Here is a 22,246-nt window from a genome sequence, read left to right as displayed (position 1 = left end):
TGCCGTATGTCAACGGGTTTACAAGCGGCGGAATTTCGGCATTCCGCGCGCCGCGTGGATCACTTCTCCTTCGCGAGCCCCAGCTTGTCGATCACCGCCTTCTCGCGCTTCACCGTGTCCCGCGCGAACTGGGTGTAGTCCGCCGAGCTCTTGTAGTCGGGCAGCATGTCGTAGCGGGCGAGCGCGGCCACGTAGCTCGGCTCTTCCATTGCCTGCTTGAAGGCATCGTGCAGCTTCTTCACCACCTCGGGCGGTGTGCCCTTGGGGGCGCCGATGCCGAACGGCGAGGTCTGCACGATGTTGTAGCCCAGCTCCTTCAGCGTGGGTGCATTCGGGAACTTGTCGAGGCGCTTCTCGCCCCAGGTGTTCAGCACGCGCAGCTTGCCCGACTCCACGTGCGGTGCAAAGCCCGTGCTGTCGGACACCGCCATGATCTGACCGCTGAGGATGGCGAACATCGCCTCGGAATTGCCTTTGTACGGCACGTGCTGCAGCTCGATGCCGGCCTGCTGCGCAAGGATCTCGGTCGTGAGGTGCGGGCTCGTGAGGTTGCCGGTGGAACCGTAGGTGAGCTTGCCGGGGTTGGCCTTGGCGTAGGCGACGAAATCGGCCCAGGTCTTGAGCGGACTGTCGGTCGGCACCACGATGCCGAAGGCATAGCCGGTGACGTTGAGCACGTAGCTGATGTCCTGGAGCGGGTCCCAGTTGATCTTGGTGGTGTAGCCAATGCGGAACACGCCGAGCGGGATCTGCGCCAGGGTGTAGCCGTCGGGCTGCGCGATCTGCAGCGTCTGCGCCGGCAGGGTGCCACCAGCGCCGGGCTTGTTCTCGATGAGGACCGGCTGACCGAGGATCTTGCTCGCGTTGTCGGCGAGCTGGCGCATCGTGACGTCGGTCGGACCGCCGGCCGAGAAGGCGATGATCAGCTTGATGGGCTTGGCGGGAAAGTTCTGCGCCAGCGCTGACAAAGGCGAGGCGATCCCGCAAAGCGCGAGCGCTGCGGCACACAGAAGAGACGTTCGGCGAGACATGGCTTCCTCCTGAAGTATGAGAAAGCGCATTGGGCTCGCCTGCCACTGCCGCGGCAATCAGGGCTCGCCCTTGCCCTGTCGCGCATGCAACTCCAAAACGTTAGCAAGAAGGCTCCACGGCCTTCTTGCCCGTCTTCTTACTTCTGCTTCGCCAGCCCCAGCTTGTCGATCACCGCCTTCTCGCGCACGACCGTGTCCTGCGCGAACTTGGTGTACGTGGCCGAGCTCATGTAGTTGGGCAGCATGTCGTAGCGGTCCAGCGACGCGACGTAGCTTGGCTCTTCCATCGCCTGCTTGAACGCATCATGCAGCTTCTTCACCACCTCGGGCGGTGTGCCCTTGGGGGCGCCGATGCCGAACGGCGAGTTCTGCACGATGTTGTAGCCCAGCTCCTTCAGCGTGGGCGCATCTGGGAACTTGGCCAGGCGCTTCTCGCCCCAGGTGTTGAGCACGCGCAGCTTGCCGGCCTCGACCTGCGGCGCGAAGCCGGTGCTGTCGGCGGCGGCCATGAGCTGGCCGCTGAGCACGGCGAGCATCAGGTCGGCGCTGCCCTTGTAGGGCACGTGCTGCAGTTCGATGCCGGCCTGCTGCGCAAGGATCTCGGTCGTGAGGTGCGGGCTCGTGAGGTTGCCGGTGGAGCCGTAGGTGAGCTTGCCGGGGTTGGCCTTGGCGTAGGCGACGAAGTCAGCCCACTTCTTGAACGGACTGTCGGTCGGCACCACGATGCCGAAGGCATAGCCGGTGACGTTGAGCACGTAGCTGATGTCCTTGAGCGGGTCCCAGGTCAGCTTGGTGGTGTAGCCGAGGCGGAACACGCCGAGCGGGATCTGCGCGACGGTGTAGCCGTCGGGCTGCGCGGTCTGCAGCGCCTGCGCGGGCAGGGTGCCGCCGGCGCCGGGCTTGTTGTCGATGATGACGGGCTGGCCGAGGATCTTGCTGGCGTTCTCGGCGAGCTGGCGCATCGTGATGTCGGTGGGGCCACCGGCGGGGAAAGCGATCACCAGCTTGATCGGCTTGGCGGGAAAAGCCTGCGCCAGCGCCGACAGCGGCGAAAGGATTCCGCAAGCGGCGAGCGTTGCGGCACAACAGAGAAGGGAGCGGCGGGACATGGCAGATTCCTGAAGAAGAAACGGATGAAAATAAAACGAAAGCGCGCATTGGGCCCTGCGCCGGGGCCGGAGGCAATCGGGGCAACCCGATGACTGTCGCGTGCGCGGCAGGGGGCCTATTTTCTCGCGGCCTGCGCGAAGCCCTGCAGCACGTTGACCGCATTCACGCCGACCTCGTCCACCGCATAGCCGCCTTCGAAGACGAAGACCGTCGGCAGGCCGGCGCGCGCGAGGTCTTCGCCCATGCGCAGGTAGTCGTCGCTTCGAAGGCGAAAGCCCGCGACGGGATCGCCTTCGAAGGTGTCGACGCCGAGCGAGACCACGAGCGCGCCGGCCTTCACTGCGGCGATCCGTTCGAGCGCGGATTTGAGCGCCGCACGCCAGCCCGCGAAGTCGGTGCCTCGCGGCAGCGGCAGGTTGTGGTTGAAGCCCTCGCCCGCACCGGCGCCGCGCTCGTCGGCATGGCCCAGGTAGTACGGGTAGTCGGTCAGCGGGTCACCGTGCAGGCTGGCGAAATGCACGTCGCCGCGTTCGTAGAAGATGGCCTGCGTGCCGTTGCCATGGTGGTAGTCGACGTCGAGCACGGCCACGCGCTCCACGCCCGCATCGCGCAGCGCCTGCGCCGCAACCGCGGCATTGTTGAGAAAGCAGTAGCCGCCGAAGAAGTCGGCGCCCGCATGGTGACCCGGCGGCCGCGTGAGCGCGAAGGACGCGCCCGCGCCGGCGCCCACCCGCTGCGCCGCGGTCCAGGCGCAGGCGACGCCGTGGCGCGCGGCGGCCCAGCTTCCGGCCATGAGCGGCGTGCCCGCGTCGAAGGCGAACAGGCCCATGCGCGCCGGAAAGCTCTTTGGCAGCACGTCGGTGCGCATGCCACGCGTGGGCCAGTACGAAGGCAGCGCATCGCGCGCGGCGTTCGACGGATCGAGCGCCACCCACTCGTCCCACGCATGGGCGATGAAGTCGAGGTAGCGCGGCGCATGCACGCGGGCCAGCAGCGCTTCGTCGAAGGCATCGTCGGGCGCCGCGAGCGGGCCGAGGCCGCGGCGCAGCAGCTCGTCCTTCACATGGTCGACGCGCGCGGGCACCTCGAAGCAGGGCACCAGTTCGCCGCGGAACATCTCCACCTTGCCCTGGTGCAGCGCATGGCGGTCGTTGTAGATGGTGAGCATCCCGCCATCATGCCGGAGCGCGCTGAGCGCGCTCAGCGCGCCAGCACCGGCGCCAGCGCCACGCCGGTGTGCGTGCCGAGCCGCACAACCTCTTCGGGCGGCGCCGCCGCCACGATGCGGCCGCCGGCGTTGCCGCCTTCGGGGCCGAGGTCGATGATCCAGTCGGCCTCGGCGATCAGGTCGAGGTCGTGCTCGATCACGACCACGCTGTGGCCGCCGTTCACCAGCCGGTGCAGCACATGGATCAGCCGTTCGACGTCGGCCATGTGCAGCCCCACCGTCGGCTCGTCGAGCACGTACAGCGTGTGCGGCGCCTTCTGGCCGCGCCGGGTCACGTCGTCGCGCACCTTGCTGAGCTCGGTCACGAGCTTGATGCGCTGCGCCTCGCCGCCCGACAGCGTGGGCGACGGCTGGCCGAGCGTGAGATACCCCAGGCCGACATCCTTCAGCAATTGCAGCGGATGGGCGATGTTGGGCATGGCGGCGAAGAACGCCACCGCCTCGTCCACTTCCATCTGCAGCACCTCGCCGATGCTCTTGCCGCGCCAGCTCACGGCCAGCGTCTCGGGGTTGAAGCGCGCGCCGTGGCAGACCTCGCAGGGCACCTTCACGTCGGGCAGAAAGCTCATCTCGATGGTGCGCACGCCGGCACCGTCGCAGCCGGGGCAGCGGCCTTCGCCGGTGTTGAAGCTGAAGCGCGCCGGGCCGTAGCCGCGCGCCTTGGCTTCCAGCGTGTCGGCGAAGAGCTTTCGAATGGTGTCCCAGAAGCCGATGTAGGTGGCGGGGCAGCTGCGCGGCGTCTTGCCGATCGGGGTCTGGTCGACCTCGAGCACGCGGTCGACGGTCTCGTAGCCCTCGACCTTGCGGCAGCCGGACCAGGCCGCGCGCTTGCCCGCGGCATCGGCGTCGCGACCGGCCTTGGTCATGCGCTGGATCACGATGCCCTGCACGCTGGCCAGCAGCACATCGCGCGCGAGCGTCGACTTGCCCGAGCCGCTGACGCCGGTCACCACCACGAGGCGGTGTAGCGGCAGCGTGGCCGTCACGTCCTGCAGGTTGTGCAGGTCGGCGCCGTGCACGGTGAGCCAGTTGCCGCTGTCCTCGGCCTTCGGATCGGGCGAGGGAATCAGGCGCCGGGCCTGCAGCGGATGCTTGATGGCATCGCGCAGGTAGCGGCCGGTCTGCGACTCGGGCGCGGCCTGCACGTCGGCCACCGAGCCTTCGGCCACGAGGCGGCCGCCGCGCTTGCCGGCACTCGGGCCGATGTCGATGATGTGGTCGGCGCGCCGGATGGTGTCTTCGTCGTGCTCCACCACCACCAGCGTGTTGCCCTTTTCGCCGAGCTTGTGCAGCGCGTTCAGCAGGATCTGGTTGTCGCGCGCATGCAGGCCGATGGTCGGCTCGTCGAGCACGTAGCACACGCCCTGCAGGTTGCTGCCGAGCTGCGCCGCCAGGCGGATGCGCTGCGCTTCGCCGCCCGAGAGCGTGGGCGCGCCGCGGTCGAGCGTGAGGTAGCCGAGGCCCACCTCCTCGAGGAACTCGAGCCGGCTCTTGATCTCTGGCACCAGGTCGCGGGCGATCTCGGCTTCGCGCCCCGTGAGCGCCAGGCCCTCGAACCACTGCCGCACCTCGGTCACGCTCATGCGTGCGAGCTCGGTGATGCCGATGCCGCCCGAGCCGTCGCCCTGCGAGACGCCGAAGCTCACCGCGCGCGCGGTGGCATTGAGGCGCGTGCCTTCGCAGGTCGGGCAGGCGGTGTCGGCCAAGTCCTCCACCTCGGGTTCGGCAAAGGTCTGCTCGCGGCCCTTGCTGTCGTCGCCGAGCACCGAGTCGTCGAAGACCTTGCGCTGGTCCTTGCTGAGCTTGACGCCGGTGCCCACGCAGTCGGGGCACCAGCCGTGCTTGCTGTTGTAGCTGAACAGGCGCGGGTCGAGTTCGGCATAGCTGGCGCTGCAGACCGGGCACGCGCGCAGCGTCGAGAACACATGGACGCGGCCTATGCCCGCGGCCGGCGCGCCGGCCATCATGGCGGCCCTGAGGCCGTCGAGTTCGCTCAGCACATGCACCACGCCCTTGCCGTGCTCGAGCGCCCGGGCCAGTGCCTCGCGCAGCTCGGTCTCCTGCGACGGCAGCACGTCGAGGCTGGCCACCGGCAGCTCGATGCTGTGCTCCTTGAAACGGTCGATGCGCGGAAAGCCGGTGGTGGGCAGGAACTCGCCGTCTACGCGCAGGTGCGTGAACCCGCGCGGGCGCGCCCAGTCGGCCAGCTCGGTGTAGACACCCTTGCGGTTGCTCACCAGCGGCGCGAGCAGGCCGATGTGCTGGCCCTTGAAGTTGCGCATCAGCTGCGCGGCGATGCTGTCGGGCGTTTGCGGCTGCACCGCCGCGCCGTCGCGCGTGCAGTGCTGCACGCCGAGCTTCACGTAGAGCAGGCGCAGGAAATGCCAGACCTCGGTGGTGGTGCCCACCGTGCTCTTGCGGCCGCCGCGAGACAGGCGCTGCTCGATCGCTACCGTCGGCGGAATGCCGTAGACCGCGTCGACCTCGGGCCGGCCCGCGGGCTGCACGATGCTGCGCGCATACGCATTGAGCGATTCGAGGTAGCGGCGCTGCCCTTCGTTGAACAGGATGTCGAAGGCCAGCGTGGACTTGCCCGAGCCGCTGACGCCGGTCACCACGCTGAACTTGCCGCGCGGGATCTGGACGCTGAGGTTCTTCAGGTTGTGCTCGCGCGCATTGACGATCTCGATCGCCTTGCCGCCGGGCGCCGCCTTGGCATTGGCGACGTAGCGCCGCGCGGCGCGCTCGGCCACCTTGTAGGCCTCGGGCCCGACCGCGAGCTCGTAGTCGGCCAGCGCCGCGCCGGTGAGCGAGGCGCGGTTCTCGCGCAGCTGCTCGGGTGTGCCCTCGGCCACCACCCGGCCGCCGCCCTCCCCGCCTTCGGGGCCGAGGTCGATGCACCAGTCGCTGGCGCGGATCACGTCGAGGTTGTGCTCGATCACGATCAGCGAATGGCCCGCGTCGAGCAGCTTGCGCAGCGCGCGCATCAGCCGCGCGATGTCGTCGAAGTGCAGGCCCGTGGTCGGCTCGTCGAACAGGAACAGCGTGCCCCGGCGCGCGACCGATTGCCTGCTGGCCGTCGCGCTCTTGGCGGCGTCGGCCAGGAAGCCCGCGAGCTTGAGGCGCTGCGCCTCGCCGCCGCTCAGCGTGGGCACCGGCTGGCCGAGCTTGACGTAGTCGAGCCCCACGTCGGAGATCGGCTGCAGCACGCGCACCACGTCGCGGTCGGCCTCGAACACCGCGGCCGCCTCGGCCACGGTGAGCTCGAGCACGTCGGCCACGCTGTAGCTCCTGCCCTTGCGCTCGACCTTGACCTCGAGGATCTCGGGCCGGTAGCGCCGGCCGTCGCAGTCGGGGCAGCGCAGGTACACGTCCGACAGGAACTGCATCTCCACATGCTCGAAGCCCGAGCCGCCGCAGGTCGGGCAACGTCCGTCGCCCGAGTTGAAGCTGAACTTGCTCGCGGTGTAGCCGCGCTGGCGCGAGAGTGCGGCGGTGGCGAAGATCTCGCGGATCGCGTCCCAGGCGCCGACGTAGCTTGCCGGGTTGGAGCGCGCGGTCTTGCCGATCGGCGACTGGTCGACGAAGACCACGTCGCCGAGGTGATCGGCGCCGAGCATCCGGTCGTGCGCACCCGGCGTCTCGGTGGCCTTGCCGAAGTGGCGCATCAGCGCCGGCGCGAGCACGTCCTGCACCAGCGTCGACTTGCCCGAGCCGCTGACGCCGGTCACGCACACCAGGCGCGCGAGCGGAAACTCCACGGTGATGTTCTGCAGGTTGTGCTCGCGCACGCCCTCGAGGATGAGCCGGTGCGTGTTCTCGCTCACCAGCCGCTTGAAGCCCATGCCGATCTTCTTGCGCCCGCCGAGATACTGGCCAGTGAGCGTGTCGGCATCGCGCAGTTGGTCGGTGCTGCCGTCGAACACGATCTGCCCGCCGCGGATGCCGGGCCCGGGCCCCATGTCGATCACGCGGTCGGCCGCGAGCATCACGGCCGGGTCGTGCTCGACCACTACCAGCGTGTTGCCGGCATCGCGCAGACGCAGCATCGCTTCGGTGATGCGGTTCATGTCGCGCGGGTGCAGGCCGATGCTGGGCTCGTCGAGCACGAACAGCGTGTTGACCAGCGAGGTACCGAGCGCGGTCGTCAGGTTGATGCGCTGCACCTCGCCGCCGCTCAGCGTGCGGCTCTGGCGGTCGAGCGTGAGGTAGCCGATGCCCACGTCGTGCAGGTAGCGCAGCCGGGTGGTGATTTCCTCGAACAGCAGCTTCAGCGCCTGCGCCTCGCCTTCGCTCGCGGGTGTGCCGTTGCCGTGGTGCTCGACCCGGTCGAAGAACCGCCGCAGCCGCTCGATCGGCAGCAGCATCAGGTCGTGCAGGCAGAGGCCGGGCAGCGCCTCGAGCTGCGCGCGCGTCCACTTCACGCCCTGCGGCATGAAGCGCTTCTCGGGTGGCAGCACCGCGTCGGCGTCTTCGTTGCTGCCGATGCGCCAGAGCAGGCTCTCGAGCTTGAGCCGCGCGCCGCTGCACACCGGGCACGGCGTGTAGCTGCGGTACTTCGACAAGAGCACGCGGATGTGCATCTTGTACGCCTTGCTTTCCAGGTAGCCGAAGAAGCGGCGCACGCCGTACCACTGCTTGTTCCAGTTGCCCTGCTTGAAGTTGGGCGTGCCCTCGATCACCCAGTGCTTCTGCTCGTCGGTGAGCTTGTACCAGGGCGTGTCGCGTGGAACGCCGGCCGCCTCGGCGTGGCGCATGAGGTCGTCCTGCGCCTCTTTCCAGGCCGGCGTCTGGATGGTCTTGATGGCACCGGCGCGCAGCGTGAGCTTGTCGTTCGGGATCACCAGTCCCAGGTCGACGCCGATCACGCGGCCGAAGCCGCGGCAGGTCTCGCAGGCGCCCACGGCCGAGTTGAACGAGAACATCGACGGGATCGGGTCGGTGTAGCGGACGTCGCTCTCGGGGCAATGCAGGCCGGTCGAGAACTTCCAGACTTCGGCGGGCACGTTCTCGTCCGCTGCCAGCGCGTGCACGGTGACGCGCCCGCTGCCGCGCTTGAGCGCCACCTCGATCGCCTCGACCACGCGCGCGCGCTCGGCGCTCGACACGCGAAAGCGGTCGGCCACCACATCGAGCACCTTGCGCGGCCCCGTGGGCGTGGCCACCTCGCGCTCCGACTGCACGCGCGTGAAGCCGCTGGCCGAGAGCCACTGCGTGACTTCCTCGGCCGACGTGCCCGCGGGCAGCTCGACCGGAAAGGTGACCAGGATGCGCGGATCGCCCGCCGCCGCCGCGCGCTCGGCGATCCGGGCGTAAATGCTGTCGGGGGAATCGTGGCGCACCGGCAGCGCGGTCTCGCGATCGAAGAGCTGCGCCGCCCGTGCGTAGAGCAGCTTCAGGTGGTCGTTGAGCTCGGTCATCGTGCCGACCGTCGAGCGCGAGGAGCGCACCGGGTTGGTCTGGTCGATGGCAATGGCGGGCGGCACGCCTTCCACCTTGTCGACCGCCGGCTTGTCCATGCGGTCCAAGAACTGGCGCGCGTAGGCCGAGAAGGTCTCCACGTAGCGCCGCTGGCCTTCGGCATAGAGGGTGTCGAAAACGAGGCTCGACTTGCCCGAGCCGCTGGGCCCGGTGACGACCGTCATCTCGCCGGTGCGGATGTCGAGGTCGAGGTTCTGGAGATTGTGCTGGCGCGCGCCGCGAATCCGGATGGAGCCCTGTGTCATGAGTGCCTTGGGGGGTGGGGCAAACATTCTAGGGAGCCAACCATGACGCTCATGCGCCCCGCGCCAGATGCTCCGCGCCCGCGCAGGGGTTTGTACGGATGCATGTTGTGACAATTTATTAACAAATAGGACTTTTGCTTACGTCTAAGCCAGGCATCCGAAAGTGACTTCATGAACAAGCTGCACCTGCTCTGCGCCGCCCTGATGGCCGGGGCCGCCACCGCCGTCCCGGCGCAGATCCTGATCGGCCAGACCGCGGGCCTGACCGGCTCGGTCGCCGCCAGCGTGAACGAGACGATCGGCGGTGCCCAACTGGTGATCGACGCGGCCAATGCCGCGGGCGGCATCCACGGCGAGAAGATCGAGGTGATCCGCATGGACGATGCCTTCGACGTCAAGCGCGCCGGCGAGAACGCCCGCGTGCTGATCGAAGAGAAAAAGGTGGTCGCGCTGTTCCTGAGCCGCGGCACGCCGCATTCGCAGGCCATCGTGCCCTGGCTCGACCGGCACGAGGTGGCGCTGATCGCGCCCTCCACCGGCGCGATGGTGCTGCACAAGCCCGTGCAGAAGCATGTGTTCAACGTGCGTTCCACCTACCAGCGCGAGGCGGAGAAGGCGGTGCAGCACCTGCTGACCACTGGCATCTCGCGCATCGCCGTGGTCCATGTCACTGATTCGTTCGGTCTCGATGCGCTCGAGGGCGCGATGGCCGGCTTTGCCAAGGGCCAATCCAAGCCCACGGTGACGCTGCCGGCCGACCGCGACAAGCCCGACTACCCGGCGATCATTGCGGCCGTGAAGGGCGCCAATGCCCAGGCGGTGCTGTGGATCGGATCGGGCACGGTGGTGGTCGAAGGCATCAAGGCACTGCGCGCGGCCGGTTCCGCCGCGCAGGTGGTGACGCTGTCGAACAATGCGTCCTCGGGTTTCGTCAAGCAGCTCGGCGAAGCGAGCAAGGGCGTGATCGTGACGCAGGTCTTCCCGAACGAGCGCTCGATCAGCTACCCGATGGTCAAGGAAGCCCTGTCGCTGGCGCGCACCAAGGGGCAGGCCGAGCTGTCGCCGGCCGCGCTCGAGGGCTTTGCCGCCGGCAAGGTGCTGGTCGAGGCGCTGCGCCGCGCCGGGCCCAAGCCCACGCGCGCGAAGGTGCTGGCGGCACTCGACGGCCTGCGTGCCTACGATCTCGGCGGGCTGGAGGTGAGCTATTCGCCCCAGGACCATTCGGGGATCGACTTCGCCGATCTTTCGATCATCAGCGACGGCCGCTTCAAGCGCTGAGCCGGGCGCGCCCCGCGCCGCTCGCCTGCCGACCTATTTCTGGCCCGCGGGCGCAGGCTCGTGCATGACGTCGCCGCCGTGCTTCTCGCCGGACATGTCGATCTTGTCGCCGGCCTGCGAGATCACGTAAAGGGCGATGGCGGCAAAGATGACGAAGCCGATGGCGATCTTCCACATGGGTGCTGTCTCCTGGTGATGTCTGGGGTTCAAGAAAAGGGCCTCGTGCCGGACCGGCATGAAGCCCCTTTGTTGAACGGAAGGCCTACGCCTTCCTGAGAATTCCCGAAGCCCGCCGGCGCATGCGCCGCAAGCAGCTCAGCCAAGTGCACCCGCGGAACTGGCTTTGCCAGGCCGCTGGGTGCGCCCCCCAGTGGGGGGGAGGCGCCGAAGGCGCTTCGGGGGGCGTCTCAATCATTGGCGTAGATGTCGACGTCCTTCGTTTCGCGGATGAACAGCGTGCCGATGACGAGCGTCATGGCCGCGATGATGATCGGGTACCAGAGGCCGTTGTACATGTTGCCGGTGGTCGCCACGATCGCGAACGCGGTAGTCGGCAGCAGGCCGCCGAACCAGCCGTTGCCGATGTGGTACGGCAGGCTCATCGAGGTGTAGCGGATGCGCGTGGGGAACAGCTCGACCAGCATGGCGGCGATCGGGCCGTACACCATGGTGACCAGCAGCACCAACCAGAACAGCAGCGCGATGACCACGGCCTTGTTCATCTTGACGGGGTCGGCCTTGGCCGGGTAGCCCGCGACCTTCAGGTCGTCGGCCACGGCCTTCTTGAAGGCGGCGATCTCCTTGGCGGAGCCCTCGTCGAACTTCAGGTTGACCACGTTGCCCACGGGCGCCTCGATGGTCTTGTCGCCGATCTTGACGATGGCCTTGGAGCCCGGCGCGCCCTCGACGTTGTCGTAGCTCACCGAGTTCTGCACCAGGTAGCGCTTGGCTATGTCGCACGAGCTGCGGAAGTCGATCTCGCGTGCCACCGGGTTGCCCTGGAACGAGCAGGACTTCGGATCGGCCGTGACCGTGACGCCAGCCGTCGCCTGGGCGCGGGCCAGGTCGGGGTTGGCGTACTCGGTGATCATCTTGAAGACAGGGAAGTAGGTCACCACGGCCAGCAGGCAGCCCGCCATGATGATCGGCTTGCGGCCGATCTTGTCCGACAGGATGCCGAACAGCACGAAGAACGGCGTGCCCAGCAGCAGCGAGGCGGCGATCATCAGGTTGGCGGTGGTGGGGTCGACCTTGAGCTGCTGCGTGAGGAAGAACAGCGCATAGAACTGGCCCGTGTACCAGACCACGGCCTGGCCGGCGGTCAGGCCGACGAGCGCCAGGATCACGATCTTGAGGTTCTTCCATTCGCCGAAGGATTCAGCCAGCGGCGCCTTCGAGGTCTTGCCTTCGGCCTTCATCTTCTGGAAAGCCGGCGATTCGCTCAGCGACAGCCGGATCCACACCGAGATGCCGAGCAGTGCGATCGACACCAGGAACGGAATGCGCCAGCCCCAATCGCCGAACGCCTGTTCGCCGAGCCAGGTGCGCACGCCCAGGATCACCAGCAGGCTCAGGAACAGCCCGAGCGTGGCGGTGGTCTGGATCCACGAGGTGTAGGCGCCGCGCTTGCCGTGCGGGGAGTGCTCGGCCACGTAGGTGGCCGCACCGCCGTACTCGCCGCCGAGCGCCAGGCCCTGCAGCATGCGCAGCGCGATGAGGATCACGGGTGCGGCGACGCCGATGGTCGCGTAGCTGGGCAGCAGGCCGACGATGAAGGTCGACAGGCCCATGATCAGGATCGTGACCAGGAAGGTGTACTTGCGCCCGATCATGTCGCCGAGGCGGCCGAACACGATGGCGCCGAACGGACGCACCAGGAAGCCGGCGGCAAAGGCCAGCAGCGCGAAGATGAAGGCCGCACCCGCATCCAGGCCGCTAAAGAACTGCTTGGCGATGATCGCGGCGAGCGAGCCATAGAGATAGAAGTCGTACCACTCGAACACCGTGCCCAGGGAGGAAGCGAAGATGACCTTCTTTTCCTCCGCGGACATGGGCCGGGGGGCCGGATGCGGCACCCCCTTCGAATCCAGTGTCGTTGCCATTTGCGTCGTCTCCTGTGTAATGCGTACGTTCGACCCCGGCATCCGGGACCGTGACGCATTCTTGGAGCCGCGACTGACCCGAGCCTTTCGCGAAACTGAATCGACGCTTACGAATTAGGGTGAAACCCGCGGGGCACGTTTCAGCTTGTAAGAAATCGTCGTTTTGTCAGCCTTTGCTGCTGCGCAACATGGACGGGCGCTGGGCGGCGCCGTCCCATTGCGCGCCAGCAAACCACGGATCGCCCGCAAGGTAGCCGCGCAGCATCGAGAGGCCGTCGAAGCCCCAGAACAACCGGCCGTCGACCACGCAGGCCGGCGTGCCGAACACCCCGGCCTGGATCGCCTCGTCGGTGTTGCGCTTGAGCAGCGCCTTGTTCTCGTCGCCGTTGGCGTCGCGCAGCGGCGTGCCGAGTTGCGCCGCCGCCGCGGCCAGGCGCGCGGGATCGGCGGCTTCCTCGCCACCGCGCCATACATGGCGAAACAGCGTCTCCGCGGCGAGGCGGCTGATGCTGCCGTCGCTCGACGTCGCCAGCGCGAGCCGCAGGTGCGCGAGTGGGTTGTACGGGTGCGAGGCCGGCATCTCGATCTGGATGCCGTTGGCATGGCCGAGCCAGAGCACATGGCGGTAGGTCCAGGCGCGCTTGGCCGGGATCTCGGCCGGGCCGAGCTGGCCGTGGTGCTTGAGGATCGCACCGAGCAGCACGGGCTTGTAGGCCACGCTGTAGCTCAAGCCTTCGAGCGCCTGCGGCAGGTGCTCGAACGCGAGGTGCGCGTAGGGCGAGATGAAGTCGAGATAGAAGTCGATGTGCTTCATGTGTCGTTGTCTCCAGATGGGTCCGGCATGCGCCAGATGCCGGCGCGTGCCCGCCACTCTATCGCGCGCCACACGCCGCGCCGGCCATCGTCGTCCATGCGGCTCCAGCCGGCGATCTCGGGGATGGTGCGCAGGCACCCTTCGCACAAGCCGCTCAGGCGGTCCATGCGGCAGACCGAGGTGCACGGCGACGGCGTGGCGTCCGCCGACTGCTGCACGGCGGCCGCACGTTCGGCCAGTGTTCGCGCCGCGTCGAGGTTCACGTCACACGACGTCTGCCACGGGCGCGCCGTCGGTGAGCTTCTCGAGGTCGTGCGGCCGCAGCTGGAACACCGCATGCGGATGGCCGGCCGCGGCCCAGATCTCGTCGAAGCGGAACAGCTCGCGGTCGATCAGCACCACCGGCTTCGTTGCATGCGCCACCGGCGACACGCCGCCGATCGTGAAGCCCGTGCGCGCCTTCACGAACTCGGCGTCGGCGCGGCCGGTCTTGCCGACCATCGCATCGACCTTCTTCTCGTCCACGCGCTTGTCGCCCGAGGTGATGACCAGCACCGCCGCGTCGTCGCTCTTGCGCCGGAAGATGATGCTCTTGGCGATCTGTCCGACCGCGATGCCGAGCGCATCGGCCGCCTGCTGCGCGGTGCGGCAGGCGTCGTCGAGCATGCGCGGCGCGTGTGGATGGCCCGCGTCCTGTAGGGCGCGCGCCACGCGCTGGACGGAATCGGGAAGGGAGTGGAGTTCAGCGCCGCACATCGTGGTTCAACGGAAATGAAGAAATACGGCGCCGATTGTCGGCCATGCGGCGGTGCCGCGCTGGCGCGCTGCGGGGCCTACCCGGCCAGCACGCGCTCGAAGGCGTTCACGGCCCGTGCGATCGCCGCATCGTCGATGTGGCGGTGCGTCACGCAGCGCAGCGCGCGCGGCCCCCACGGCCGCACCTGCAGGCCGGCAGTGCCCAATGCCGCCACCCAGTCGCCGCTGCTGCGGCCGGTGGCCGAGACATCGACCAGCACGATGTTGGTCATCGGCCGCGAAATCTCCAGCGCCGATCCGAGGGCGCGCAGTGCTTCGCTCAGGCGCTGCGCACGCGCGTGGTCTTCGCCGAGCCGCTGGCCCATGGTCTGCAGCGCTTCCAGGCCGAAGGCCGCCAGCACGCCGATCTGCCGCTGCGTGCCGCCGAGCATGCGCCGCAGCGTGCGCGCCCGGTCGACCAGTGCGCGGCTGCCCACCAGCACCGCGCCGGCCGGTGCACTCAATCCCTTCGACAGGCACAGCGAAACGCTGTCGACATGCTGTGCCAGGTGCGCCACCGGCGCCTGCAGCGCCACTGCGGCGTTGTACAGGCGGGCGCCGTCGAGGTGCACCGCCGCCCCGTGGCGCTGCGCCAGCGCATGCACCTGCGCCATGTGCGCGAGCGGCAGCACCGCGCCGCCGGCGTTGTTGTGCGAGGTTTCCATGGCCACCAGCGACGTGCGCAGCCGATGGCCGCCGGCCGAGAGGTTCTCTTCCAGCTGGTTCGCGTCCATGGCGCCGTCGCTGCCGGGAATGCCGACATAGAAAGCGCCCGTCAACGTGGCGCTGCCGCGCTCGGCCGTGATCATGTGGGCGCTGGCCTCCGTCACCACCTGGCCATGGCGCGGCACCTGCGCCAGCACCGCGAGCAGGTTGCCCATGGTGCAGGTGGGGACGAACAGGCCGGCCTCCTTGCCGAGCTCGACGGCGGCAAAGGCCTCGAGCTCGACGGCCGTGGGGTCGCCGTCGAGGCCGTCGTCGCCGAGCGCCGTGCTGCGCGCCCGTTCGAACATGGCATCGGTCGGCCGGGTGACGGTGTCGCTGCGCAGATCGACGGCGTCAGCGGCTTCGGAAAGGATTGTCTGGGTGCTCATCGGATGACGGTCTTGCGTTGTTCCAGCAGTCGAACGATCTGCGAAGCGGTGCCGCAGATCACCATGTAGACGACTGCGACGAACAGGTACATCTCGACCAGCCGGCCGTCGCGCTGGCCGACCTTCGCGGCGGCACCGAGAAAGTCCGTCAGCGACAGCACATAGACCAGCGAGGTGTCCTGGAAAAGGATGATCAGCCGCGTCACCAGCGCCGGCATCATGTTGCGCACGGCCTGGGGCAGCACGATGTGGCGCAGGCTCTGCCAGTGCGTGAGCCCGAGTGCCTGCGCCGCGGCGGACTGGCCGCGCGCGATCGACTGGATGCCGGCGCGCATGATCTCGCAGAAGTAGGCGGCCTCGAACAGCGTGAAGGTGATCACCGCCGACTTGAACGCCCCCACCGCCACCGGCCGCGAGGCGCCGGTGATCCACGCGCCCAGGTAGGGCATGAGGAAATAGAACCAGAAGATCACCAGCAGCAGCGGCACCGAGCGCAGCGTGTTGACGTAGATGCCCGCCGGCCAGGAGATCAGCCGGCGCGGCGACAGCCGCGCGATCGCCAGCACCGTGCCGAGCGCCAGCCCCATCACGGCGGAGAGCCCGGCCAGGGTGAGCGAGAAGCGCATGCCCTCGGCGAAGAGGTAGGGGGCCGCGTCGAGAATGACCGACCAGTCGAAGGAATAGGCCATGCGTGTTCAGCCCTTGCGGTCGCCCGCGCCGATCAGCCCCGGCACCGCAAGCCGGCGCTCCATGCTGCGCATGCCGAGCACCACCACGCCGTTGATGACCAGGTAGCCCGCTGTCGCGGCGCTGAAGGCCTCGAAGATGTGGAAGGTGTATTCCTGCATCGAGCGCGCCTGGCCGGTGAGCTCCAGCAGGCCGATCGTCAAGGCCACCGACGAATACTTGATGATGCCGGTGAACTCAGAGGTCAACGGCGGGATCACGATGCGCATGGCCTGCGGCACGATGACGTGGCGGTAGAGCTGGAACTCGGTCAGCCCCATCGCGGTGGCGGCGTTGAACTGCCCGCGCGGCAGCGACTGGATGCCCGAGCGCACCTGCTCGGCCACGCGCGCCGACCCGTAGAAGGTCAGGCAGGCCAGGGCGGGCAGAAACTGGCCCCAGGGTTGCGGCATCTGTTTCATCGCGTCGCCCCACGCCTTCGGCAGCAGTTCGGGCAGCACGAAGTACCAGAGGAACATCTGCACCAGCAAAGGCACGCTGCGGAACGCCTCGACGTAGATCGTCACGCCGAACCGCCAGCCGCGCCCGCTGGTCGTGCGCATCACGCCCAGCAGGCTGCCGCCCAGCAGCGCCAGCACCCAGGCCACCAGCGCCAGGGCCAGCGTCCAGCCCACGCCGACCAGCAGCATCTCCCAGTAGGGGTTCACCCCGTCCAGCGACAGCTCCTGGAAGACCGCCCAGCTCCAGTCGTAGTTCATGCGCGTGCGCCGTGCCCAGCGGGAGCGTTACTCGTAGGCCTTCGGGTCGCCCGAATCGGTGGGCTTGGCCAGCGCCCGCTTGAGCGCGTCGCTCATCGGAAACTGCAGGTTGATCTGCTTGGGCGGGATCGGTGCATTGAAGTACTTGTCGTACAGCTTGGCGACAGTGCCGTCCTTGATCAGCGCCACCACGGCGTCGTCGACCACCTTCTTGAAAGCAGGGTCGTCCTTCGGCTCCACGATCCCGTAGGGCGCGAGTTCGAGGCCGCGGGTGCCGACCACGAAGTCGGCAGGGTTGCGCGCCGAGGCCACCGCGCCGTAGGCCAGGCCGTCGTCGCTGATGGAGCCGGCGGCGCGCCCGGTTTCCACCATCAGGAAGCCTTCGGCCGTGTTCTTGGCGGGCGCCACCGTGATGCCCAGGTTCTCGCGCGCATTGATCTGCGAGATCAGCTTGAAGGTCTGGCCGCCCGCCTGCGCGGCAATGGTCTTGCCGCGGAACGAGGCCGGGTTGTTCACGTCCACGCCCGCATCCTTGCGCGCCACCAGCACCACCTGCGCCACGAAAGTGGTCGGTGCGAACGAGACCATCTTGTGGCGCTCGGGCTTGTTGGTGGTGTTGCCGCACTCCAGGTCGATCGTGCCGTTGGCCAGGAGCGGCAGGCGGGTGGCCGAGGTGGTCGGGTTGTAGCGCACCTGCAGCGTCTCGAGCTTGAGCGACTTCTGCACCGCGCGCGCCACGTTCTCGCAGATCTCGACCATGTAGCCGACCGGCTTCTGGTCGCCGTCGAGGTAGGCAAAGGGCACCGAGGTTTCGGGATGCCCCAGCACGATGGCGCCGGTTTCGCGGATCTTCTCGAGGCGGCCGGCCTGAGCCTGGGCGGCGACGACCAGCAAGGTGACGCCGAGAACGATCGATGGACCGAATTTCATGTCTTCTACCCCTTCGGTTTGGTATGGCGGGCGGACCGCTTCCGGCGGCTCGCCCGAGGCTGCTGCCCCCGCGAACTGTTCGCTGTAGGCGGCGTGTAACGAAAGTATGCTCGGTCTGCGCCATGGCGGCCAATGCCGCTTCACCAGTCTTCCATACAGATCTGATATGACTAATCGCATGGCCTTGCGCCACATCGAAGCCTTCAACAGCGTGATCCGCCTGGGCACCATGACCGGTGCCGCGGTGGCGCTGCACACCTCGCAGCCGCAGATCAGCCGGCTGATCGGCCAGCTGGAGGCGATCGTCCAGTTCAAGCTGTTCGAGCGCAGTGGCAGCCGGCTGAAGCCGACGCTGGAGGGCCTGCGCTTTCACAACGAGGTGCGCAAGACCTTCGACGGGCTGACCAGCCTGGAAACGGCGGCCACCCACATCCGCGCATTCGGCACGCAGCGCCTCAGCGTCGCCGCCATGCCGCGGCTGGCCGGTGGGCCGATGGCCCGCGCCGTGGCCAGCTTCAAGCTGGCCCATCCGCGGGTGCTGGTGGCCATTCACTCAGGCGATGCGCAGGCGGTGCACCGCTGGGTTCATTCGGGCTTCTGCGATGCCGGTCTCGCCATGCTGTACGACGAAGAGGCCGATGCGCAGGACCTGCAGGTCGAGGTGCTGCACCGCGCGAACTTCGTGGTGGTGCTGCCGCCCGATCATCCGCTGACGCAGCTTCGGGTGGTGCACGCGCGCGACCTCGACGGCCACGCGCTCGTCGCCGCGGCCCAGGGCAGCAGCCTGCGCCAGCGCTGCGACCAGCTGCTGGCCGAGGCCGGCGCCAGCTGCACCATCACGGCCGAAGCCAATCTCGGTTCGACGGTTTGCGCGCTGGTGGCGGCGGGCATCGGCATCGGGCTGATCAACCCGCTGGCCGCGCAGGACGAATTGCGCGAGGCGCGGCTGCAGGTGCGGCCGTTCCTGCCGGAGACCTCGATGTCGGTGGCGCTGCTGTACCCGACGCAAATGGAGCAGCACCGGCTGGTGCAGACCTTCGCCGACTCGGCGCGCGGCGCCTTGCGGCGTGAGTTCGCGAGCCTCCCGGGCACGGCGGCGGCCGCGCCCGACGGCAGCGCCTGAAGCGGAGGCGCGCGCCCCCCCGCCTATCCCGCGCGTTTGGTGCGGATCGCCTTCGACGCGCGCGAGTTCGGCTCGCGCCCGAGCGCCTCGCTGATGTACACGCCCGCGTCGATCAGCCGGTCGAGGTCGATGCCGGTCTCGATGCCCATGCCGTGCAGCATGTAGACCACGTCCTCGGTCGCGACGTTGCCGGTCGCGCCCTTGGCGTAGGGGCAGCCGCCCAGCCCGGCGGAGGACGACTGGAAGTTCCAGACCCCCATCTCCAGCGAGGCCAGCGTGTTGACCAGCGCCTGGCCGTAGGTGTCGTGGAAATGGCCCGATATCTGGTCGACGCCGAAATGCGCCAGCGTCGCCTCGATCGCGGCCTGCACCTTGCGCGGCGTGCCCACGCCGATGGTGTCGGCCACGTCCACGCGCTGCACGCCGATGTCCTTCATCAGCCCGGCCAGCATGCCCACGCGTTCGGGTGCGATGTCGCCCTCGTACGGGCAGCCCACGGTGCACGACATGGCGCCGCGCACGCCGATGCCCTTCGCGCGCGCCGCGGCCACCACGGGCGCGAAGCGTTCGATGCTCTCGGCGATCGAGCAGTTGATGTTCTTCTGGCTGAAGGCCTCGCTCGCGGCGCCGAACACCACGATCTCGTCGGGCCACTCTTCGCGCGGCGCGGCGATGGCGGCCTCGAAGCCCTTCATGTTGGGCGTGAGCACCGAGTAGCGCACGCCGGGCTTGCGCCGGATGCCATGCATCACCTCGGCGTTGTCGGCCATCTGCGGCACCCACTTGGGCGACACGAAGCTGGTGACCTCGATCTCCGTCAGGCCGGCCTCCTGCAGGCGGTGCACGAGGGCGATCTTGACTTCGGCGGCGACGGGCTGCTTCTCGTTCTGCAATCCGTCGCGCGGGCCGACATCGACGAGCTGGACCTTGGCGGGGAGTTTCATGGCGTGTCTCTGAAGAAGAAAAAACCGTTCGGCGATTGTCGGCCACCTGCACCGCACGTGCGGCGCGAGGGGTTGCAATGCGCGCCAGCGGGGTTGCAGATCGCGCCAGTCGGGCCGCGGCGCTTCAGTACGACTTGGGCAGCCCCAGCGCCTTTTCCGCAATGAAGTTCAGGATCATCTGCGGGCTCACGGGCGCGATGCGCGGGATGTAGCTCTCGCGCAGCAGCCGCTCGACGTGGTATTCCTTCGCGTAGCCCATGCCGCCGAGCGTGAGCACCGCGTTCTGGCAGGCGTCGTGCGCGGCTTCGGCCGCCAGGTACTTGGCGGCGTTGGCCTCGATGCCGCAGGGCGCGCCGGCGTCGTACAGCGTGGCGGCCTTGAGCATCATCAGGTCGGCCGCCTCGAGGTTGGCCCAGGCCCGCGCGAGCGGATGCGCCACGCCCTGGTTCTGCCCGATGGGCCGCCCGAACACCACGCGCTCCTGCGCGTACTGCGAAGCGATGCGCAGCGCGGCGCGGCCGATGCCGATGGCTTCGGCGGCGATCAGGATGCGCTCGGGGTTGAGCCCGTGCAGGATGTACTCGAAGCCGCGCCCTTCCTCGCCGATGCGGTCTTCCTCCGGCACCTCGAGCCCGTCGATGAAGAGCATGTTCGAGTCGACCGCCGCCCGGCCGAGCTTGTGGATCTCGCGCACCTCGACCTTGCTGCGGTCCAGCGCCGTGTAGAAGAGCGTGAGCCCCTGCGTGGGCTTCTTCACCTGGTCGAGCGGCGTGGTGCGCGTAAGGATCAGCATGCGGTCGGCCACCTGCGCGGTCGAGATCCAGATCTTGCGCCCGTGCAGCAGGTAGCCGCCGCCGGGCTGGCGCACGGCCTGCGTCTTGAGGTGCGTGGTGTCGAGCCCCGCATCGGGTTCGGTCACCGCGAAGCAGGCCTTTTCGGTGCCCGCGATGAGCGGCGGCAGGAAGCGCTGGCGCTGCGCGTCGCTGCCGAACACCACCACCGGGTTGAGCCCGAAAATGTTCATGTGCACCGCGGAGGCGCCCGACATGCCCGCGCCCGAGGCGCTGATGGCGCGCATCATCAGCGCGGCCTCGGTGATGCCGAGCCCCGCGCCGCCCTGGGCCTCGGGCATTGCGATGCCGAGCCAGCCGCTCTGGGCCACGGCGCGGTGGAATTCGTGCGGGAACGCGGCGCGTTCGTCGTGGTCGCGCCAATACTCGATCGGAAAGTCTTCGCACAGCCGTTCGATGGCCGCGACCAGCGAGCGCTGGTCTTCGTTCAGGGAAAAATTCATTTGCCTTCTTTCTCGGGTGGATCGGGCTGCAGCGTGATGCCGCGCGCGCGCATCGCATCGATGGCCGCTTCGTCGTAGCCGGCTTCACGCAGCAGCTCGACGCTGTGCTCGCCAATGCGCGGCGCGGGGCGGTGCAGCGAGGCGGGCGTGGCGCTGTAGCGCCCCACCGGCGCCATGGTGCGGATGCGGCCTTCGGTGGGATGGTCGACCTCGGGAAAGAAGCCGACCGCGCGCAGGTGCGGATCGCCGAGCAGGCTCTCGGTGCTGTGCAGCCGTGCGACGGGAATGTCGGCCGCTTCGAGCAGCGCGAACCATTCGTCGCTGCTGCGCGTGGCCATGACCTCGGCCACGAAGGCATAGACCTCGGCGATGTGCGCCGCGCGCGCGGTGTGGGTGCCGAACATCGGCGAGTGGCGCAGCTCGGGCCGGCCGATCACGTCGAAGAAGGCCTGCCAGTGCTTGTCGTTGTAGATCAGCACGCTCAGGTGGCCGTCGGCCGTGGCGTAGGGCTTACGGTGGGGCGCGAGCAGACGCGCATAGCCCGTCGGGCCGAGCGGCGGCTCGAAGCTCTGGCCGCCGAGGTGGTCGCCCATCACGAACTGCGAGAGCGCCTCGAACATCGGGACTTCCACCGCCTGGCCCTGGCCGGTGCGTTGCGCATGCAGCACCGCGGCCAGCAGCGCGATGGCGGCCTGCAGCCCGACCGCGCGGTCGGCGAGGGTGACCGGCGCATAGCGCGGCGCGCCGCCGCTTTGCTGCGCGAACAGCGAGGCCACGCCAGCCGCGCCCTGGATCAGGTCGTCGTAGGCGGGCTTGCCGGCATAGGGGCCCTGCTCGCCGTAGCCGAAGGCGCCGAGATAGACGATCTTCGGATTGGCCGCCGCGACCGCCTCGTAGCCCAGACCGAGCCGCGCCATCGCCTGCGGCCGCGTGTTGTAGATCAGCGCATCGCAGCCCGCCGCCAGCCGCAGGCAGGCCTCGCGGCCTTCGGGCTGCTTGAGGTCGAGCACGATCGAGCGCTTGTTGCGGTTCAGGTGCAGCGCCATGGCGCCCATGCCCGCATGGCGCATCGGCCCGACGGCGCGCAGGTTGTCGCCCGAGGGCGGTTCGACCTTCACGATGTCGGCACCGAGATCGCCGAGCGTCTGGGTGGCGTAGGGGCCCATCACCACGGCCGTGAGGTCGAGGATGCGGATGCCCTGGAGGGGGCCGGTGATGTTCATGTCTTGGCTCCTTCCCCCTCTGGGGGAAGGTTGGGATGGGGGCGGCAGGGCGCGCGATGGATGCGCCGCTTGCCCCCACCCCTGCCCTCCCCCGGAGGGGGAGGGAGAA

General features: G+C 68.5%; 18 protein-coding genes. 2 read left to right on the top strand and 16 right to left on the bottom strand.

What is annotated here, in order from left to right:
- Positions 1 to 59: 59 nt before the first annotated feature.
- From AC3A6R_RS22465 to uvrA, 4 genes are all read right to left on the bottom strand, one after another.
- A complete protein-coding gene (locus tag AC3A6R_RS22465) occupies positions 60 to 1,031 on the bottom strand; it encodes a tripartite tricarboxylate transporter substrate binding protein (RefSeq protein ID WP_487862380.1) in 972 nt (323 codons plus the stop codon).
- A gap of 137 nt (positions 1,032 to 1,168) precedes the next feature.
- Positions 1,169 to 2,140 carry a Bug family tripartite tricarboxylate transporter substrate binding protein gene (locus AC3A6R_RS22460; protein ID WP_487862379.1) on the bottom strand — a complete coding sequence of 324 codons (972 nt, stop codon included), beginning with the start codon at positions 2,138 to 2,140 and terminating at the stop codon, positions 1,169 to 1,171.
- Between the two features lie 116 nt (positions 2,141 to 2,256).
- Complete coding sequence (locus AC3A6R_RS22455; RefSeq protein ID WP_487865628.1) at positions 2,257 to 3,309, bottom strand: histone deacetylase family protein; 1,053 nt, start codon at positions 3,307 to 3,309, stop codon at positions 2,257 to 2,259.
- A 32-nt stretch (positions 3,310 to 3,341) separates the two neighbouring features.
- Positions 3,342 to 9,095 carry an excinuclease ABC subunit UvrA gene (uvrA, locus tag AC3A6R_RS22450; RefSeq protein WP_487865627.1) on the bottom strand — a complete coding sequence of 1,918 codons (5,754 nt, stop codon included), beginning with the start codon at positions 9,093 to 9,095 and terminating at the stop codon, positions 3,342 to 3,344.
- Between the two features lie 171 nt (positions 9,096 to 9,266).
- Here uvrA and AC3A6R_RS22445 point away from each other — a divergent pair, with 171 nt between their 5' ends.
- Positions 9,267 to 10,373, top strand: coding sequence for an ABC transporter substrate-binding protein (locus AC3A6R_RS22445; protein WP_487862376.1), 1,107 nt, complete (start codon positions 9,267 to 9,269; stop codon positions 10,371 to 10,373).
- Between the two features lie 33 nt (positions 10,374 to 10,406).
- Here the strand turns inward: AC3A6R_RS22445 and AC3A6R_RS22440 are convergent, their stop codons facing one another.
- The 9 genes from AC3A6R_RS22440 to AC3A6R_RS22400 form a co-directional block, all read right to left on the bottom strand.
- A complete protein-coding gene (locus AC3A6R_RS22440) occupies positions 10,407 to 10,550 on the bottom strand; it encodes a hypothetical protein (protein ID WP_487862375.1) in 144 nt (47 codons plus the stop codon).
- A gap of 230 nt (positions 10,551 to 10,780) precedes the next feature.
- Positions 10,781 to 12,475 carry an MFS transporter gene (locus tag AC3A6R_RS22435; protein WP_487862374.1) on the bottom strand — a complete coding sequence of 565 codons (1,695 nt, stop codon included), beginning with the start codon at positions 12,473 to 12,475 and terminating at the stop codon, positions 10,781 to 10,783.
- A gap of 166 nt (positions 12,476 to 12,641) precedes the next feature.
- The gene (locus tag AC3A6R_RS22430; protein ID WP_487865626.1) at positions 12,642 to 13,289 is read right to left on the bottom strand and encodes a 2-hydroxychromene-2-carboxylate isomerase; all 648 of its coding nucleotides are present in this window, start codon (positions 13,287 to 13,289) and stop codon (positions 12,642 to 12,644) included.
- Positions 13,286 to 13,552 (bottom strand): DUF1289 domain-containing protein, encoded by a 267-nt coding sequence (locus tag AC3A6R_RS22425; RefSeq protein WP_487862372.1) that lies wholly within the window; start codon positions 13,550 to 13,552, stop codon positions 13,286 to 13,288. Before AC3A6R_RS22425 ends, AC3A6R_RS22430 begins: the two co-directional genes overlap by 4 nt.
- Before the next feature lies 1 nt (position 13,553).
- Positions 13,554 to 14,045, bottom strand: coding sequence for a YbaK/EbsC family protein (locus AC3A6R_RS22420; protein WP_487865625.1), 492 nt, complete (start codon positions 14,043 to 14,045; stop codon positions 13,554 to 13,556).
- 77 nt (positions 14,046 to 14,122) lie between these two features.
- Positions 14,123 to 15,178 carry a threonine aldolase family protein gene (locus AC3A6R_RS22415; protein ID WP_487865624.1) on the bottom strand — a complete coding sequence of 352 codons (1,056 nt, stop codon included), beginning with the start codon at positions 15,176 to 15,178 and terminating at the stop codon, positions 14,123 to 14,125.
- Positions 15,175 to 15,867 carry an amino acid ABC transporter permease gene (locus AC3A6R_RS22410; protein WP_487862369.1) on the bottom strand — a complete coding sequence of 231 codons (693 nt, stop codon included), beginning with the start codon at positions 15,865 to 15,867 and terminating at the stop codon, positions 15,175 to 15,177. The genes AC3A6R_RS22415 and AC3A6R_RS22410 overlap by 4 nt, the downstream gene beginning before the upstream one ends.
- Before the next feature lie 6 nt (positions 15,868 to 15,873).
- Positions 15,874 to 16,623, bottom strand: a complete 750-nt coding sequence (locus tag AC3A6R_RS22405; RefSeq protein WP_487865623.1) for an amino acid ABC transporter permease — start codon at positions 16,621 to 16,623, stop codon at positions 15,874 to 15,876.
- A gap of 27 nt (positions 16,624 to 16,650) precedes the next feature.
- Complete coding sequence (locus AC3A6R_RS22400; RefSeq protein ID WP_487862367.1) at positions 16,651 to 17,553, bottom strand: amino acid ABC transporter substrate-binding protein; 903 nt, start codon at positions 17,551 to 17,553, stop codon at positions 16,651 to 16,653.
- Positions 17,554 to 17,719: 166 nt separating this feature from the next.
- On the opposite strand from AC3A6R_RS22400, the gene AC3A6R_RS22395 reads away from it, so the two are divergent.
- Positions 17,720 to 18,676: a LysR family transcriptional regulator gene (locus AC3A6R_RS22395; protein WP_487865622.1), complete on the top strand. Its 957-nt coding sequence runs from the start codon at positions 17,720 to 17,722 to the stop codon at positions 18,674 to 18,676.
- A gap of 23 nt (positions 18,677 to 18,699) precedes the next feature.
- Here the strand turns inward: AC3A6R_RS22395 and AC3A6R_RS22390 are convergent, their stop codons facing one another.
- The 3 genes from AC3A6R_RS22390 to AC3A6R_RS22380 all read right to left on the bottom strand — a co-directional run bounded on the left by AC3A6R_RS22390 (position 18,700) and on the right by AC3A6R_RS22380 (position 22,137).
- Complete coding sequence (locus AC3A6R_RS22390) at positions 18,700 to 19,620, bottom strand: hydroxymethylglutaryl-CoA lyase (RefSeq protein WP_487862365.1); 921 nt, start codon at positions 19,618 to 19,620, stop codon at positions 18,700 to 18,702.
- A 124-nt stretch (positions 19,621 to 19,744) separates the two neighbouring features.
- Complete coding sequence (locus AC3A6R_RS22385; protein WP_487865621.1) at positions 19,745 to 20,914, bottom strand: acyl-CoA dehydrogenase family protein; 1,170 nt, start codon at positions 20,912 to 20,914, stop codon at positions 19,745 to 19,747.
- Positions 20,911 to 22,137, bottom strand: coding sequence for a CaiB/BaiF CoA transferase family protein (locus tag AC3A6R_RS22380; RefSeq protein WP_487865620.1), 1,227 nt, complete (start codon positions 22,135 to 22,137; stop codon positions 20,911 to 20,913). The genes AC3A6R_RS22385 and AC3A6R_RS22380 overlap by 4 nt, the downstream gene beginning before the upstream one ends.
- Positions 22,138 to 22,246 lie beyond the last annotated feature (109 nt).

The organism is Variovorax sp. Soil_C_19, assembly GCF_057657255.1.
This window is presented reverse-complemented; position numbering and strand designations above follow the sequence as displayed.